Annotated in this window: 18 protein-coding genes, 1 tRNA gene, 1 other RNA gene and 1 pseudogene; 8 read left to right on the plus strand and 13 right to left on the minus strand. The window is 70.1% G+C overall.

Features of this window, described 5'->3' with window-relative positions:
- The first annotated feature begins 47 nt into the window (after window positions 1-47).
- Window positions 48-1,250 carry a DNA polymerase IV gene (gene dinB, locus ACQHIV_RS28030; protein WP_427886630.1) on the plus strand — a complete coding sequence of 401 codons (1,203 nt, stop codon included), beginning with the start codon at window positions 48-50 and terminating at the stop codon, window positions 1,248-1,250.
- Here the strand turns inward: dinB and ACQHIV_RS28035 are convergent.
- The 8 genes and pseudogenes from ACQHIV_RS28035 to ACQHIV_RS28070 all read right to left on the minus strand — a co-directional run.
- Entirely contained in the window at window positions 1,247-1,879 is a 633-nt protein-coding gene (locus ACQHIV_RS28035; RefSeq protein WP_427886631.1) for a hypothetical protein, read from the minus strand. The genes dinB and ACQHIV_RS28035 overlap by 4 nt on opposite strands.
- Before the next feature lie 2 nt (window positions 1,880-1,881).
- Complete coding sequence (locus tag ACQHIV_RS28040) at window positions 1,882-2,526, minus strand: DUF5063 domain-containing protein (protein WP_344189329.1); 645 nt, start codon at window positions 2,524-2,526, stop codon at window positions 1,882-1,884.
- Window positions 2,519-3,118 carry a recombination mediator RecR gene (gene recR / locus ACQHIV_RS28045; protein WP_355700982.1) on the minus strand — a complete coding sequence of 200 codons (600 nt, stop codon included), beginning with the start codon at window positions 3,116-3,118 and terminating at the stop codon, window positions 2,519-2,521. The genes ACQHIV_RS28040 and recR overlap by 8 nt, the downstream gene beginning before the upstream one ends.
- A 1-nt stretch (window position 3,119) precedes the next feature.
- The gene (locus tag ACQHIV_RS28050) at window positions 3,120-3,818 is read right to left on the minus strand and encodes a YbaB/EbfC family nucleoid-associated protein (protein WP_427886634.1); all 699 of its coding nucleotides are present in this window, start codon (window positions 3,816-3,818) and stop codon (window positions 3,120-3,122) included.
- A 248-nt stretch (window positions 3,819-4,066) separates the two neighbouring features.
- Window positions 4,067-4,444: a hypothetical protein gene (locus ACQHIV_RS28055; RefSeq protein WP_427896672.1), complete on the minus strand. Its 378-nt coding sequence runs from the start codon at window positions 4,442-4,444 to the stop codon at window positions 4,067-4,069.
- A gap of 281 nt (window positions 4,445-4,725) precedes the next feature.
- On the minus strand, window positions 4,726-4,932 hold the full coding sequence (locus ACQHIV_RS28060; protein WP_427896674.1) for a hypothetical protein: 207 nt from the start codon (window positions 4,930-4,932) through the stop codon (window positions 4,726-4,728).
- A 120-nt stretch (window positions 4,933-5,052) separates the two neighbouring features.
- Entirely contained in the window at window positions 5,053-5,277 is a 225-nt protein-coding gene (locus ACQHIV_RS28065; protein WP_427896676.1) for a hypothetical protein, read from the minus strand.
- 979 nt (window positions 5,278-6,256) lie between these two features.
- Window positions 6,257-7,759 (minus strand): annotated as a pseudogene (locus tag ACQHIV_RS28070) (DNA polymerase III subunit gamma and tau); the annotation flags it as partial.
- 132 nt (window positions 7,760-7,891) lie between these two features.
- Here ACQHIV_RS28070 and ACQHIV_RS28075 point away from each other — a divergent pair.
- On the plus strand, window positions 7,892-8,707 hold the full coding sequence (locus ACQHIV_RS28075; protein WP_427886636.1) for a nucleotidyltransferase domain-containing protein: 816 nt from the start codon (window positions 7,892-7,894) through the stop codon (window positions 8,705-8,707).
- Window positions 8,708-8,710: 3 nt separating this feature from the next.
- On the opposite strand, the gene ACQHIV_RS28080 is transcribed toward ACQHIV_RS28075, so the two are convergent.
- A complete protein-coding gene (locus ACQHIV_RS28080) occupies window positions 8,711-10,339 on the minus strand; it encodes a long-chain fatty acid--CoA ligase (RefSeq protein WP_427886638.1) in 1,629 nt (542 codons plus the stop codon).
- 153 nt (window positions 10,340-10,492) lie between these two features.
- Between ACQHIV_RS28080 and ACQHIV_RS28085 the strand changes: the two genes are divergently transcribed.
- The 3 genes from ACQHIV_RS28085 to ACQHIV_RS28095 are packed head-to-tail and all read left to right on the plus strand — an operon-like array spanning window position 10,493 to window position 12,250.
- Window positions 10,493-10,969: a MarR family winged helix-turn-helix transcriptional regulator gene (locus ACQHIV_RS28085; protein ID WP_427886639.1), complete on the plus strand. Its 477-nt coding sequence runs from the start codon at window positions 10,493-10,495 to the stop codon at window positions 10,967-10,969.
- 2 nt (window positions 10,970-10,971) lie between these two features.
- Entirely contained in the window at window positions 10,972-11,376 is a 405-nt protein-coding gene (locus tag ACQHIV_RS28090) for an SRPBCC family protein (RefSeq protein WP_427886641.1), read from the plus strand.
- Window positions 11,377-11,401: 25 nt separating this feature from the next.
- Window positions 11,402-12,250 carry an alpha/beta fold hydrolase gene (locus ACQHIV_RS28095; RefSeq protein WP_427886643.1) on the plus strand — a complete coding sequence of 283 codons (849 nt, stop codon included), beginning with the start codon at window positions 11,402-11,404 and terminating at the stop codon, window positions 12,248-12,250.
- On the opposite strand, the gene nadE is transcribed toward ACQHIV_RS28095, so the two are convergent.
- Both nadE and ffs read right to left on the minus strand, forming a co-directional pair.
- Complete coding sequence (nadE, locus tag ACQHIV_RS28100) at window positions 12,243-13,061, minus strand: ammonia-dependent NAD(+) synthetase (protein WP_427886645.1); 819 nt, start codon at window positions 13,059-13,061, stop codon at window positions 12,243-12,245. The genes ACQHIV_RS28095 and nadE overlap by 8 nt on opposite strands.
- A gap of 36 nt (window positions 13,062-13,097) precedes the next feature.
- An RNA gene (ffs, locus tag ACQHIV_RS28105) (signal recognition particle sRNA small type) lies at window positions 13,098-13,194 on the minus strand.
- 56 nt (window positions 13,195-13,250) lie between these two features.
- Here ffs and ACQHIV_RS28110 point away from each other — a divergent pair.
- On the plus strand, window positions 13,251-13,730 hold the full coding sequence (locus tag ACQHIV_RS28110; RefSeq protein WP_427886647.1) for a VOC family protein: 480 nt from the start codon (window positions 13,251-13,253) through the stop codon (window positions 13,728-13,730).
- Window positions 13,731-13,775: 45 nt separating this feature from the next.
- A complete protein-coding gene (locus ACQHIV_RS28115; RefSeq protein ID WP_427886648.1) occupies window positions 13,776-14,591 on the plus strand; it encodes a TIGR03620 family F420-dependent LLM class oxidoreductase in 816 nt (271 codons plus the stop codon).
- Here ACQHIV_RS28115 and ACQHIV_RS28120 read toward each other — a convergent pair.
- Window positions 14,580-15,092, minus strand: a complete 513-nt coding sequence (locus ACQHIV_RS28120) for a GNAT family N-acetyltransferase (RefSeq protein WP_427886650.1) — start codon at window positions 15,090-15,092, stop codon at window positions 14,580-14,582. The genes ACQHIV_RS28115 and ACQHIV_RS28120 overlap by 12 nt on opposite strands.
- Before the next feature lie 65 nt (window positions 15,093-15,157).
- Here ACQHIV_RS28120 and ACQHIV_RS28125 point away from each other — a divergent pair.
- Window positions 15,158-15,245, plus strand: a tRNA-Ser gene (locus tag ACQHIV_RS28125).
- A gap of 47 nt (window positions 15,246-15,292) precedes the next feature.
- Here ACQHIV_RS28125 and ACQHIV_RS28130 read toward each other — a convergent pair.
- Window positions 15,293-16,108, minus strand: coding sequence for an aminoglycoside phosphotransferase family protein (locus ACQHIV_RS28130; protein ID WP_427886652.1), 816 nt, complete (start codon window positions 16,106-16,108; stop codon window positions 15,293-15,295).
- Between the last annotated feature and the right edge of the window lie 8 nt (window positions 16,109-16,116).

A 16,116-nucleotide genomic window follows, 5' to 3' on the forward strand; every position in this document is an offset into this window, starting at 1 on the left:
CTCGGGAATTCTCCCTATCTCGTTTTGTCCCCGGTCTATGCGAACATATGTTCGTGTCGATATCAGGCGCGGCGACGATCCTGCATGCCGATCTGGACGCGTTCTACGCGTCGGTCGAGCAGCGCGACGACCCGCGCCTGCGCGGGCGGCCGGTGATCGTCGGCGCCGGGGTGGTGCTCGCCTGCAGTTACGAGGCGAAGGCGTACGGCGTGCGGACCGCGATGAACGGTGGCCAGGCGCTCCGCCGGTGCCCGGGCGCGATCGTGGTCGAGCCGCGGATGTCGGCGTACACCGAGGCCAGCCGGGCGGTCTTCAAGGTCTTCGACGACACCACGCCGCTGGTCGAGGGGCTGTCGATCGACGAGGCGTTCCTCGATGTCGGCGGACTGCGGAAGATCCGCGGTACGCCGGTGGAGATCGCGGCCAGGCTGCGCGCCGAGGTGATGTCGCGGGTCGGGCTGCCGATCACCGTCGGAGTGGCGCGGACGAAGTTCCTGGCGAAGGTGGCGAGCGGGGTCGCGAAGCCGAACGGGCTGCTCGAGGTGGCACCCGAGGGCGAGCTCGACTTCCTGCATCCACTGGACGTCTCGCGGCTCTGGGGCGTCGGCGAGGTGACCGCGGAGAAGCTCCGGAACCGCGGGCTGACCAAGGTCGGCGACGTCGCGATGCTGCCCGAGGCGGCGCTGGTCGCGATGCTCGGCCGCGCCTCCGGGCGGCATCTGCACGCGCTCGCGCACAACCGCGACCCGCGGCCGATCGAGGTCGGGCGGCGGCGCCGGTCGATCGGATCCCAGCGCGCGCTCGGCCGGTCGCCGAAGTCGCCGGCAACCCTGGACGCGGTGCTCGCCGGCCTGGTCGACCGGGTCACCCGGCGGATGCGTTCCGCGGGCCGCTCCGGCCGGACGGTCACGCTGCGCCTGCGGTTCGACGACTTCAGCCGCGCGACCCGCTCCCACACGTTGCCCCAGGCAACCGATCAGACACGCGCCCTGCTGGTGACGGCGCGCGCCCTGCTGCGCGGCGCCCAGCCGCTGATCGCCACGCAGGGCCTGACCATGATCGGCATCTCGGTCGGCAACCTGGAGAACGACGCCGCCCTGCAGTTGGCGCTCCCGTTCGACAAGGCCGCGAACAACGAGCTCGACAGCGCCCTCGACAAGGTCAAGGACAAGTTCGGCACCACCGCCATCACCCGCGGCATCCTCCTCGGCAAGTCCCAAGGCCTGGAGATGCCGATGCTGCCCGATTAGCTTCTGGGGTAGCCGATCTCGGCGATTTCTTCGGTCAGGTCGGCGAGGCGGCGTTCGCGGTTGAGGGACGTGACGACGTACTCCGTCAACGGCATCAGCGCGTACACGTGCCGGACGGCGTCGAGGTCGAGCGCGACCTCGTAGTACTCCTCCGCGAACGTCAGGTACGCCTCGGGCCGGCCGTCCGCCAGCAGCTCGAACAGCTCGTCCGCCCCGTCCGCGCCACCCTCGACCGGTCCACAGCGCCACGCCGTGTCGTCCGTCGTACGCCAGAAGCACACCGTCGCCCGCGGCACCCCGTCGTCGCAGAACGCCTTGTCGTCACGCTGCTCGTGGAACACCTCGGGTACGATGTCGACCAGCCCGCGCCGGTCTCCCCGCGCAGACGGTGACTCGTGGTCGAAGCCGTACCCGAACACCCCGTCCGGCGAGAACACGATCGAGTACTCGTTCCCGGAGCCGTCCCGCATCAACGCGGCTTCCTCGGTCGCGGACCAGCGCGCGTCGAACTCGTAGTACCTGGTCTGCTCGTCGTCGTTCAGCACCACGTCGAGCACGGCGAGCGCCCGGCTCACGCGCCGTACCACCGCCGGCTCGGGCAGCCGCCGTACCAGCTCGAGAACGGACACGGCTACCGGCGCTGAACGGCTTCCTCGGCGACCTCGACGAGCTCGCGGTCGGTGGCCTCGGTCTCCGCGTCGTGCGCCGGCTCCAGCCGGTCGTGCGCGATCAGCGACTGAATGGCCCGCAGTACGGCGCTCGCCGCGGCACCCCAGGTGGAGACATACGAGAACTGCCACCACCAGAGCGCCTCGACGACCCGGCCGTCCTCGTAGTGCGCGAGGCCGTGCACCAGGTCGGTCGCGATCGCCGTCAGGTCGTCGGACAGCCGGTTGACCGTGATCTCCGGCGGCGCGGCGTACGGGTCGAAGACCTCGGCGTACTCGTCCAGGCCCTCGAACAGCACCGCCAGCCGGTCCCGCATCGCGTCCAGGTCCGGGTCCGGGCCGGCGTCACTCTCGAAACGCTCCTCCGGCACGAAGTCCTCGAACGCGCCGAGCCGCCCGCCGGCCAGCAGCAGCTGGCTCACCTCGAGCAGCAGGTACGGCAGCGAGGCGAGGCCCTCGTCGACGCCGTCCTCGTCCGGCTGCGCGGCGATGTCGCGCACCGAGATCAGGAAGCTGCGGACCTGGTCGGCGATCTGCTCGGCGAACTCGGTCAGGTCCTCGCTGTCGGTGGCCAAAGCCCGTGCGGCAATATCGGTTGGTTCAGTCATCGATCGATCGTCGCCCTTCAAACGCCCGTCCGAGTGTGACCTCGTCGGCATACTCGAGGTCACCGCCTACTGGAAGTCCACTAGCCAATCGGGTGACGCGCAAGCCCATGGGCCGCAGCAGCCGGCTCAGGTACGTCGCGGTCGCCTCACCTTCGAGGTTCGGGTCGGTGGCCAGGATGATCTCGGTCACCTCGCCGCTGGCCAGCCGCTGCATCAGCTCCTTGATCCGCAGCTCGTCGGGCCCGATGCCCTCGATCGGCGAGATCGCGCCGCCTAGCACGTGGTACCGGCCGCGGAACTCGCGGGTGCGCTCGATCGCGACCACGTCCTTGGCCTCTTCGACCACACAGATCAGGCTCAGGTCGCGGCGCGGATCCCGGCAGATCCGGCACTGCACGTCCTCCGCGACGTTGCCGCAGATCTCGCAGAACTTGACCTTCTCCTTCACCTGCACGAGCACGTGCGCGAGCCGCCGTACGTCGGTCTCGTCGGCCGCGAGCAGATGGAACGCGATCCGCTGCGCGGACTTCGGCCCCACACCGGGCAACCGCCCCAGCTCGTCGATCAGATCCTGAACGGCCCCCTCGTACACGTCAGCCCGGGTTCTGACCGGACTCGCCGGCCCCGCTCCCCGGGTTCACAAACCCGACCCCACGCCCATCCGAGCCTGCCTGCTTCCCCTCGCCGGCCCGCATGCCGGCCTGCGTGCTCTCGCCGGCCTGCGTGCCGGCTTGTGTGCTCTCGCTGGCCTGCGTGCTCTCGCCTGCCTGGCCGCGGTCGCCCGCTTGGCCGGCCCCGCTCGCGCCTGCCGGACCGCCGGTGCCCGGCTGGTCGTCGCGGCCCGCTTCTCCGGACTCATCCTCGCCCGCGCCGACCGCCGGCCGCGCAGCGGCGGGCAGCCCGAACCCGGCCGGCGCCGACGGCGTACTGTCGCCGAACCCAGGGAAGCCGCCACCGTCGCCACCGAATGCACCGCCCAGCCCACCGGCCAGCGGTCCCATCGCGGCGGCCGCGGCCTGCTTCGCGTTCTCCGAGGCGTCCCGCACCGCGGCGACGACCAGATCGGCCAGCGTCTCGATGTCGTCCGGGTCGACAGCCTCTTTCTTGATGTCCAGGCTGAGCAACTCACCCGTACCCGACACCAGAGCAGTCACCAGACCGCCACCCGCCGAGCCCTCGATCTCCTGCCCCTCGAGGTCGGCCTGCGCCTCCATCAACTGGTTCTGCATCGCCTGCGCCTGCGCGAGCAGGTTGGACATGTCGAAGCCCCCAGCACCGCCACCGTCGAACACTGCGATCTCCTCGTCCGAACCGCTTCCTTGACCCCGGCTGTGGACAAACTCCGAGCCGGAGCCTCAACACTAGCCGGTCGCCCTGACAACCCCACTCGCGGCCGAAAACCGCAGGTTCTCCCCAAACTTATCCACAACCTTGTGGACATCTTTATCCACAGACCTGTGGATTGTGCGGACAGACACCGTACAGATGCTCCGAGTCCTGTGGACGAACCTGTTTGCCACCGGGTGGCGCACAGATGAACTCAGTTCGGCTCTTCGGTGATGATCTGTGCACCGAGCGTGTCCCGCAGCAGATCCGTATGCGACCGCGAGTCCTCCTCGAGCACCATGTCGTCCTCCCCGATCGAGTCCGCCTCTTCCTCCGGCGTCAACGGCACATCAGGCACCGCAGCCGCCGCAGCCGCGGCCTCCCGAGCCTGCTCAGCAGCCACCGCCGCCTCCGCCGCCCGCCGCTTACTAGCCGCCTGCTCCCGCCGATCCACCCCAGCAGCCGGCCCACCCCGCTGCCCACCGGGCTGCTGTCCGGCCGGTGCAGCCTGCCCCCGATCTACCGGCCCGGCATCCCACGGATCCTCCGGCGGTACGTCGTACTCCGAGTCCGGCGGCTCCTGCAAAGCCACCGCCCCGCCGTCCCACTGCCCCGACCGCGCTCCAGCACGACCGCTGTCACCCGAGGGTGCCGCCCCAGCCGTACCACCTGCGCCAATACCCGGCTCACTCACACCGGCCCCGTACGCCGCCGTCCCTCCCACAGCCCCACCAGACGCAGAAACACCGGCACCTGGCCCACCCGCGCCGGGTCCATCCGTCCCCGGTCCACCAACACCTGATCCACCAGCAGTCGCCCCGCCTATGGCCGATCCACCAGCGCCGGGTCCGCCCCCACCGGGCCCATCAGCACTTAGTCCAGCGCCACCGTCTCCGCCGACGCCCGGTGCACCACTCCCAGGCCCACCTGCACCCCAGCCAGCACCCCCCGGCCCGTCAGCCGCCGCCCCACCTCCACCAGCACCACCAGCCGAGCCACCTGCGCCGACCCCGCCCGCGCCAGCCCCACCCGCCCCGACCCCACTCGCGCCAGCCCCGCTCGCGCCAGGTGCACCCGCACCGGAGCCGCCTACACCTTGTCCACTCGCACTCGGCGCACCCGCGCCGCCGTCGCCAAACCCACCGACGCCCGGAGCGCCCGAGCCGCCCGGAGCGCCCGTACCGCCGGCCCCTGGCCCACCTATCCCCGGGCCAGCCGCAGCACCTCCGCCCGGCCCACCACCCCAGCCGCCCGCACCGGCACCACCGCCACCACCGGCACCGCCTGAACCACCGACACCGGCACCGCCTGAACCACCGACACCGGCACCGCCTTGCCCGCCCGGACCGCCCACGCCCGGACCGCCTGCGCCGCCCGGCTGCTGCGGCCCGGGGCGACCGGTCGAGCCGCCGCCCCCGCCTGCACCCGGATCGGTCGACGGGTCCACGACCGCCTCGACCCGACGGTTCACGCCGATCGTGTCGATCATCGCCTGCCGCAGGATCTCGTCACTCCCGGACCGCGCAAAACTCTCCCGCGCCCCGGCGTTCACCAGCCCGAGAGTCAGCGTCTGCTCATCGATCGCGATCACCTGAGCGTTCTGACTCAACATGATCCAGGCGAACCGCCGCTTGGCCTTAACCGCCTCCAACACCTCAGGCCACAGCCGCCGAATATCCCCCAGCCCCACACTCCCAGCCCCCGGCGTACCCGCCCCCGGACCACCGACCCCAGCCACAGCACCCGCCGGAGACCCACCCACAGCAGGAGCATTCGCCGCCGCAGCACCCGCCGCAGGCGCACTCGCTGCAGCACCACCCGCAGCGGGAGCGCCACCGCTCACCGGACCGCCACCCGCCGCAGAACCACCAGCCGCAGGAGCCACCTCCGTCTCATCACCCCAGGCACCAGTACGCGCACCCGCGCCCGACCCACGCACCGCAGAAGCTCCCGCTCCAGCCGGTCCGTGGCCACCGGCACCACCGCCAGCACTCGCCGCCGGCGCAGCGGCCCCGCCGGCGAAGTCGGCACCCGCCGACCCAGAGCCGCCTGAAGCACCACCAGCCGCGGCACCAGACGGCGCTCCTGCCGCCCCACCGGCCGCCGACCCATCAGCACCGGCCGGGCTACCCGCGTGCGACCCACCAGTCTCAGACACATGACCCGCGGCCACGCCGGAGGACTCCCCCGGAGCGGCACCGTGGGCGGAGCCGGACGCACTGCCAGGTGCAACACCTGCAGCACCACTTGCGTCAGCCGTATCCACACCGCCAGCAACACCACCGGCGGCCCCGGCAGTTGCACCACCTGCAACACCACCGGTGGCCCCGGCAGGTGCACCGCCAACCGCGGCACCTGCAGCACTACCGGCGGCACCATCGGCAGCGTTGTCTGCGGGTCCCGCTGCGGCGCCTGCAGCTGGGCCGGCCGGTGCTGGGCGGGTGCCGGCGGTTGCGGCTGCTCTGGCCGCGGCTCGGCTGGAGGCGGCGTCGGCGGCAGGTCCCACGGGGGCGTCCGGCTGGGCGTACCCCGTCGCACCGGCTCCCGCGTATCCGCTTGGCCCGGCAGCACCCGCGGCCGCCGTACCACCAGCTCCCGCGAATCCCGGCGTACCGGCAGCTCCGCCAGCGGTCGGCGTGCCAGCGGCTCCAGCGGCCGGCGTACCAGCGGCTCCTCCGGTGGGTGTACCGGCGGCTCCTGGGTATGGGGTCGGAGCGGTGGCGGCGTCGCCGGGGACGCCGATGGTGAGGCGGCGTTCCATGCGGTCCAGGCGGGCCTGGATGCCGTTGGTTGAGTCGTCGGCGCCGGGGAGGAGCACCTTGGCGCAGATCAGCTCCAACTGGAGGCGTGGTGCGGTGGCGCCGCGCATCTCCAGCAGGCCGGCGGCGACGATGTCGGCGGCTCGGGTCAGTTCCGCCGGGCCGATCCCGGCGGCCTGGGTCTGCAGCCGCTCGCCCTGGTCCTCGGCGGCCTCGATCAGCCCGGAGGTAATAGCGGTCGGCACCGCAGACAGCACCACCAGGTCCCGAAGCCGCCGCAGCAGGTCCTCGGCGAATCGCTTCGGGTCCTGCCCGGTCTCGATCACCTTCTCGACCGTCTCGAACACCGTCGCGCTGTCATGGGCCGCGAACCCGTCCACGCACGCGTCCAGCAGCGAGTCCGGCGTGAACCCGAGCAGCGCGACGGCCAGCTCGTACGTCACACCCTCCGGCCCGGCGCCACCGATCAGCTGGTCGAGAACGCTCAGTGAGTCACGCACCGACCCGGCACCGGCCCGTACGACGAGCGGCAGCGCGGCCGGCTCGATCGACACGCCTTCCGCCTCGCACAGCGTCGCCATGTAGTCGGCGAGCGCCTTCGGCGGCACCAGGCGGAACGGGTAGTGGTGCGTACGGGACCGGATCGTCCCGATCACCTTGTCGGGCTCGGTGGTCGCGAAAATGAACTTGAGGTGCGGCGGCGGCTCCTCGACCAGCTTCAGCAGGGCGTTGAAGCCCTGCGTGGTCACCATGTGCGCCTCGTCGATGATGTAGATCTTGTAGCGGCTCTCGACCGGCGCGAAGAACGCCCGCTCGCGCAGGTCACGCGCATCGTCGACACCACCGTGCGACGCGGCGTCGATCTCGATCACGTCGATGCTGCCGGGCCCGCCGCGGGCGAGGTCGGTGCAGGACTTGCACACCCCGCACGGCTCCGCGATCGGGCCTTTCTCGCAGTTGATCGCGCGGGCGAGGATCCGCGCGCTGGTGGTTTTTCCACAGCCGCGCGGTCCGGAGAACAGGTAGGCGTGATTCACCCGGTTGTTGCTCAGCGCGTTCCGCAGCGGCGCGGTGACATGGTCCTGCCCGATCACCTCCGCGAACGTTTCCGGGCGGTACCGGCGATACAAGGCAAGGGGCGCTTCCACCCGGCAACCCTAGCGCCGACCGCCGACATTTCCCTGCCCCACACCCATCGCACCCGGTCGGACCCACGGCTCGGCGCCGGAGGCGCGCGGAGGCCGGGCGACGTGACCGCGACGACGCCTACTGTGGGTGGGATGACGGCTGGGGACGAACAGCAGCAGGCAGTGATCAAGCGGGCGGCCGAGCTGCTGCCCGCGGACGAGCGGGTGCTGGGGGTGTACCTGATCGGCAGCTACGCCACCGGGGCCGCCGACCGGTTCAGCGATGTCGACGTGCATCTGGTGGTCACCGACGACAGCACCGACTGGTACACGGAGCACTGGGACGACGTACTGCGGGAGCTCACCGGACCGACGGTCTGGGCGGACCGGCTGCCGGGGATGATCGGCGGCCTCGGGATCACGCCGGACTGGCTGCACGTGGACCTGATCATCCACCCGCTGGCCGGGTTCGACCGGTTCCAGTACGACGGTGTGAAGGTGCTGTTCGACCGGGACGGGACGCTGTTCCCGGAGGGCGACATCGAGCCCAAGGGCGGGCGTCCGGCCGAGCCGTACTGGCCCGCCGGCGCCGTACACCTCTTCTTCTACTTCCTCGGCAACCTGGTCACGGTGCTCGGCCGGGACGAGCGGGTGGTCGCGAATCAGGGCGTCGGTGTCGTCCGCGACCAGCTCGTCACGCTCATGCTCGCCGAACGCGGCGTACGCCGGACCAGCGGCGCCAAGCGCCTCAACGCGCTGCTGTCCGACGAGCAACGCGCAGCGCTCGAGGCCATCCCGGCCGCGGGCACCGACCCGGCCGACATCGTCGCGGCCAACCAGTACATCTGCCGCCAGTTCATCACCCGCGGCACTGCGCTGGCCGAACTCACCGGCAACCCTTGGCCGACCGCGTTCGTCGACGCGACCCTGCATCACCTCCACAACCATTTCGGCGTCGACTTCTCCTGAGCCTTACTGCAGGTGGTAGTTGGCGAAGCGGGTCCGGAGATCCTTCTTCGAGAACTTGCCGACTGACGTCTTCGGAACCTCGTCGATGAACTCGACCGCGTCCGGCAGCCACCACTTCGCGACCAGGGGCCGGAGGTAGTCGAGGATCTCGTCCCCGGTCACGGTCACACCCTCCTGCACCACGATGCAGGCGAGCGGTCGCTCGTCCCACTTCGGATGCGGCACCCCGATCACCGCCGCCTCCTTGACGGCGGGATGCGCCATCAGCAGGTTCTCCAGCTCGACCGAGCTGATCCACTCGCCGCCGGACTTGACCAGGTCCTTGGTCCGGTCAACGATCCGCACCGAGCCGAACCCGTCGATCGCCGCGACGTCGCCGGTCTTCATCCAGCCGTCCTCGGTGTTCAGCTGCGCACCGTCGTCGGGCCGGTAGTACTCGGCGGCAATCCACGGCCCGCGCACCTGCAGCTCGCCCGTGGCCTCGTCGTCCCAGGGCAGCGGCGTTATCGACCCCGGCTCGACGATCCGCACCTCGACGCCCGGCAACGGCAGGCCGGCCCGGGCGCGCAGGTGTGCCTGCTCCTCCTCGGGAAGGTCCTTGTTCCGCGCCGGCACGTGGGACGCGGTCGCGACCGGACTCGTCTCGGTCATCCCCCACGCCTGCAGGATCGGCCGGCCGAGCTTCTTCCGGAACGCTTCGGACAGCGCCTCCGGCACGGCGGAACCGCCGCACGGGATCCGCCGCAGCTTCGGCAACTCGACCCCGTCGAGCAACGGCAGCAACCCCTGCCAGATCGTCGGTACGCCGGCCGACAGCGTCACCTCCTGCTCCACCAGCAGCTTGAGGATCCCCTGCGGAGTCATGTCCGGCCCCGGGAACACCAGCGACGCGCCGGCCATCGGTGCGGCGTGCGCCAGCCCCCAGGCGTTGGCATGGAACATCGGCACGACCGGCATCACCGTGTCGGTCTCGGTCAGCCCGATCCCGGCGTTCGTCAGTACGCCGATGGAGTGCAGCCAGGTCGACCGATGCGAGTAGACGACGCCCTTCGGGTTGCCCGTCGTACCGCTCGTGTAGCACATCGCGGCGGCCTGGTTCTCGTCCTCGACGTGGAACTCCACCGGGGACGCGGCTGCCAGCAGTTCCTCGTAGTCGTGGAACCGCGGGTCGTCCGGGATCTCCACCGCCGTCGGAGCGCCCGGCGGCAGGTCGTCCATCACGACCACGTGTCTGAGCTCCGGGAGCCGCTCGAGCAGGGGCAGGAACAGCCCCAGCAGTGAGCGGTCGACGAAGACCACCTCGTCCTCGGCGTGATTCGCGATGTACACGACCTGGTCCGGGAAGAGTCTGATGTTCAGCGTGTGCAGCACCCGGCCGGTGCAGGGCGCGGCGAAGTACAGCTCGAGGTGGCGTCCCGAGTTCCACGCGAACGTCGCGACGCGGCCGTCGGCGGTGATCCCGAGCGTGTCCAGCACCCCACCCAGGCGTCTGGTCCGGTCGGCCCACTCGCCGTACGTCAGCTTGGTAGGCGCCGGGCCGCCTGTGTAGACGGTCTTGTCCGGGTAGAACTGCTCGGCCCGGCGGAAGATCGTGTCCAGCGACAGCTGGTAATTCTGCATCAGACCCTTCATGAAGCCACTGTGCCAGCCGCGCTGCGCCTTGACCATGACCTCGACCGGACTTTCTCCGGAACTCATCCGGAACTGGAGCCGCAGGCAACAACAAACCGGAGAAATCCGCGCCAGATAGATGACACGACATACGTGTCGTGTAATATATCTGGCATGAAGGTTGTCGAGGAGTTTCGCTATCTCGTGCTGGCGATCCAGCGTGAGGGCAATCGGCTGCTCGCCGCCGAGTTGCGCCCGCTGGGCATCACGCCTTCCCAGGCAGAGGTTCTGCGGGTCCTCCGCGACCACGGTCCGATGACGCTGAGCGCGCTCGGCGGGCTGCTGGTCTGCGAGACCGGCAACAGCCCGAGCCGGCTCGTCGATCGTTTGGTCGCCCAAGGACTGGTGAAACGCGGCATCGACCAGGTCGACCGGCGCTACCTCACGCTCAGCCTGACGCCGCAGGGCCGGGCACTGCACCGCCGCATCGTCACCGCGGAGAACCGGCTGCACCGCACCATGCACGACCGTCTCGCCGGCCACGCGCTCGACGAGACCATGAGCACGCTTCGCTCGCTCGCCGACGCCTTCCCGACCGGGGCCGCCCTGGCCCGCCGCCGGGGTCCCGAACTCGCCCATCAGGAGAACTAGTCATGGAACAGGCCACCGAGACCATCCACGCCGGCCAGGCGGCGATCCGGCAGGTGCTGCTCGACGCCCTCGGCCTGCCGGAGTGGAACGAGGCGTTCGTCGCCATCGACGGCCCGCGCGAAACCAACCCCGGCACGCGGTACGCGCTCCGCGTGCGCCCCGGCTTCAGCGGCGAGTTGCAGTACACGGTCGTCGAGGCGGACCGGGTCGAGATCGTCTGGCAGGTCCCCGGCTTCCGCGAGGTCGGCACCTGGACGATCAGCGACGACAGCCGGGTCACCCACACGTTCGAGCAGTCCGGGCCGCTCGCGACCGTCCTGCGACCGGCGTACCGGAACATCGCAGCCATCCGCCTGGCCCGCCTCGCGAACCGCATCCGCCAGATGCAACTGGCCCATACCGCATAGGTCGCGCCCACACTAGGCTCGCGTCATGCTGACGAAGATCCGCGACACCAGGCTGTACGTCGACCAGCGCGGTTCCGCGGACGCTCCGCCCGTACTGTTCATCCACGGCGGCCCCGGCGCGGGGTCGTACGACTTCATGAAGCTCCAGGGCGACCGGCTCGCCCGCAGCTTCCACCTGATCGGCGTCGACCAGCGCGGCGTACAGCAGTCCGACCCGCTCACCGGCCCGGTCAGCGAGCTCGACCTGATCGCCGACTACGAGGCACTGCGCGAGCAGCTCGGCATCGCGCAGTGGTCGGTCATCGGCCATTCGTACGGCGGCCGCATCGCGCTCAGGTACGCCGCGACGCACCCGCAGGCGATCACGAAGGTCGTCTTCGAGAACCCGGGCTGGGACATGGTGCTCGCCAGCGACACCCTCGCCCACGCCGCGCTCCGGCTGCTCCCGGACGCCGAGTTCCCGTCGCACACCGGGCCGGCGACGAAGGCGATGTGGGACGAGCGCGTCGACCTGCTGATCCGGCTCGGCGAGCGCCGGATGGAGATCTACACCGGCCCCGACGCGCGCGACCTCCAGCTCCCGGCGGACACCGAGATCGACGGCGAGTTCCATCGACGGTCCGGCCACTTCTCCGAGCAGATCACCAGTTCGTCCAGCTTCGCCGACGAGGTGCTGCCGTACCTCGGTCAGCTCACCCAGCCGGCGCTGCTGATCAAGGGCGAGTACGACCCGGCCACGAGCGCGGAGGAGATCGAGTTGTTCCGGTCCGACGTACGGCAGGGCATCTATTACTACGCGGCCGGCGTCGGGCACTTCCTGCATGCGGAGCAGCCGGACGTGTACGCCCGGCTGGTCACCGACTTCCTCAGCTGAACGCGAGCGGGACGGCCCGCTTGTGCGCCGTACGGCGATGCGTCGCGATGATCGTGCTGGCCGCCTTCTCGTCGACCTCCCGGCCCTCGAGGAAGTCGTCGATCTCGTCGTACGTCACGCCCAGCACCGCCTCGTCCGGGACGCCCGGGTTGTTCGTCTCGAGGTCCGCGGTCGGGATCTTCCCGGTGATCTCGGGCCCGGCGCCGAGGCGCTCGCCGACCGCGCGGACGCGCCGCTTGTTCAGCCCGGACAGCGGGGTCAGGTCGCACGCCCCGTCGCCGTACTTCGTGAAGAACCCCATCACGGCCTCCGCCGCGTGGTCCGTGCCGACCACGAGACCGCCGCGGGCGCCGGCCACCAGGTACTGCGCGACCATCCGCTGACGGGCCTTGATGTTGCCGACGTGGAAGTCCTCGCGGTCGCCGAGCCCAGAGTGCCGCACCGACTCCACCATCGCGTCGGTCGCCGGCTGCACGTCGACCGTGAGCGTCTCGTCCGGCTTGATGAAGTCGAGTGCGCGCTGGGCGTCGGCCTCGTCCGCCTGCACGCCGTACGGCAGTCGCATCGCCACGAACGTCGCCTGGCCGCCCTCGGTCCGCACCCGCTCGACGGCGAGCTGACAGAGGCGTCCCGCGGTGGAGGAGTCGACCCCGCCGCTGATCCCGAGCACGTACGCCGTCGCGCCGGTCCGCCGGAGCCGGTCGGCCAGGAACTCCACCCGCCGCTCGATCTCGCTGTCCACGTCGAACGCCGCAGGCACATCGAGCTCGGCGATGATCAGGTCCTGCAGGTAACGGCTCTCGGGGTTCATCGGGCTCCTTTTCGATCTGGGAGCCCTAAGCCTAGACATGAGGATTCCCCGCGCACCCGGAAGAGCTCACTTACCCTTGCTGCCTTCCGGCCCTGGGGGGATTGGGCGAGATACCGCCACGCGGGGAACCAGCAACGAGTGTACGGGATGGGCCTCGCCAACCGGGAATCGGACTCCTACCCTCGGCACATGACTGCACTGGGGGTGGCGCGGATCCGGCAGGTCAAGCGGCCGGTGAACGATCTGCGGACGAGCACTGACTGGTACCGGCGTGCGCTGGATCTGGAGCTCGCGGCCGAGTTCCACGAGGGCGGCGTACTGCGCGGGGTCGCGCTGGCGGACCGGGAGACCGGGTACGTCGTCGCGCTCCGGGAACGGGCCGCGGTACCGGGCGCGCCGTCCGTCGAAGGGCTGGACGTGTTCGCGCTCGAGGTCGACTCGCCGGAGTCGCTGCACGCTCTGGTGGCGCGCTGGGACGAGCTGGGGATCGAGCACACGGAGATCCTGGACAGTGGTCCGTTCGGGCTCGGCATCGACGCGTTGGATCCGGATGGCGTCCACGTCCGGTTCCTGTGCGGGAACCCGATCGGGCAGGGCGGGTTCCACGGGTTCGACTTCACGGACGCCGGGCCGGCCGTGTACGACGTACCGCGCTCGCTCTCGCTCTGAGCGAACAAGGGTGCGGTCGGCCGCATCTGCGGTCAAGCTGGTTGGGTGACGGATCATCAATTTGGGCGTTTCGGGATCACGACCGGTCTGACCAGCAGCGCGGAGTCGCTGGCGGCGGCGCGGGCAGCTGAAGAGCAGGGGTGGCCGGTGATCTGGCTGTCCGGCGGGCCACTGCCTGGGCTGCAGACCATCAAGGACCTGGTGGGTGCTACGTCAGCCATCAAGTTCGTCAGTGGGATCTTGGCGGTGGTGACGTACGCCGCGGCCGACGTTAGTGCGACGTACGCCGCATTGGAGGCAGCAGCGCCTGGTCGGTTCACCGTAGGTATCGGTGGAGCGCACGGCCCTAAGCCAGTGGCCAGGCTGAACGCTTACCTGGACGAGCTGGACGTGCCTGTCGAGAGGCGTGTGCTCGCGGCACTAGGTCCGCGGATGCTAGAGCTCGCTGGAGAGCGTACGGCCGGCGCGTACCCGTTCCTGACGCGTGCGGAGTACTCCTCCGAGGCCCGGAAGGTCCTAGGGCCGAACAAGCTCCTGGCCGTCAGCCACCTCGCCGTACTCGAGACAGATGCGGACAAGGCCCGGGCGATCGCAAGGGACACCATCAGCTTCTTCACAACGATCCCTGGGTACGTCGCTTCGCTGCAGCGCCAGGGGTTCAGCCAACGCGACCAGGCGGAGCTCCCGGACCACATGGTCGACGCGTTGGCAGCGTGGGGCAGCCCCGCGGACATCAAGGCCAAGCTGACGGAGCACCTGGATGCCGGCGCCGACCATGTAGCAGTCAACGTCATCACCGGCGTGACAGGACCGCAGCCGATAGACCAGTGGCAAGCGCTGGCGCCCGTACTACTCGACTAGCTGCTTCTCATAGAGGCGTGCGGTCGACTCAAGCTTGTTGTACCGGTACGGGCGCGCCTCACCCGTCGCCTCGAACCCCTGCCGCTGCCAGAACCCCGCAGCGACCTCCGCATTGGTGTCGACAACAGCTAGCCGCATCGTCCGTACCTCCGGCCAGGTGCTCTCGACATACCCCTCGACCAGGCCGTACGTCGTACTGCCATAACCACGCCCCTGCTGCGCCGCGTGGATCTGGAGCAGGCCGATGAACGCCGTACCGTCCACGGGGTAGCCCCTGAGCAGGTCGACAACAGCCACAAGCCCCTGCCCGCCGAAGGCGCCCAACACGACCTTGGCCTCCTCAGCCAGCCCCTCCGGCCGCATCATCAACAGACTCTGCGCATCCGCCGCCCCCGGCGGATACCCCGTGATCCGCTCCGTATACCCGGGATCCGCCTCGATCAGCGCCTGCACCGCGTCCACGTCCGCGGTCCCGATCACCCGCAACCCCAACTCAGCCACCACCCGACCCTAGCCCGCCGCCCCGATTTCGGATTCCTCACCACGGACCGGTATCCTCTCCGCTTGGAGGATTCGCCTAGAGGCCTAGGGCGCACGCTTGGAAAGCGTGTTGGGGGCAACCCCTCACGAGTTCGAATCTCGTATCCTCCGCCACTTCGAAGGCCCGGACCGCTGGTTGGTGGTCCGGGTCTTTGTTTGTTTCAGCGGAGTTGGGTAAGGGCTTGGGTGAGGAAGGCGTTGCGGCGGGTGGTTGCTGTGGGGCTGTAGAGGGTGGTGGGGGTGTTCAGGGCGGCTACTGCGTCCCAGTAGGGAACGTGGCTGGCTTCGTGGGTGGTGGTTTGTTGCCAGCCGGTCAGGGCGTGGGTGGGGGCTTCGGGGCCGAAGGTTATGGCGGCTTGTTTGCGGAGTTCGGACAGGTCTACGCCGGGCGGTCCTGCGCCGGCGGTTTTCCAGTCGATGAGGGCGGCGACGGTGTTGGTGGACCAGATGAGGTTGCCGGGCCAGATGTCGCCGTGGATGAAGACCGAGGGGCCGGGTGGGAGGCCGTGGGCCTGGACGATGTTGTCGGCCTCTTCCAGCAACGGCGTGGTGGGCATGCGGCCGGTGCGGCGGTCGGTGGCGAAGTCGTCGACTGCGATCGGACGTGGGCGGAACGGGAGATGGGCGGAGGGCTCCAGCGGGATGGTGTGCAGCCGGGCCAAGGTGGCGCCGGCGGCTCGTAGGGACTCGGGGGTGCCGACCGGCCAGTCGGAGGTGCCCGGTACGACGGTTTCGAGAGAGGCGGCCGGGTCCGTGGCGATCAGGCGCGGCGCGGGTACGCCGTACCGCTCGGCCAGCTGGAGTGCTGCGGCGGCGGTCGCGATCCTCGCGGTGTCGATGCGCGGGGTCGGGGCACGCAGTACGACGGAGCGGTCGCGGGTGACCAGGCGCCAGGGGCCCTGGTCGTCGTGGAGTGGGTGGACTTCGAGGATGGGGCCGACTACAGCGGCCGCCCAGGCGAGTACGTCTTCCCTCATGCCAGAGG

The organism is Kribbella polygonati (assembly GCF_050320105.1).
GTDB lineage: Bacteria > Actinomycetota > Actinomycetes > Propionibacteriales > Kribbellaceae > Kribbella.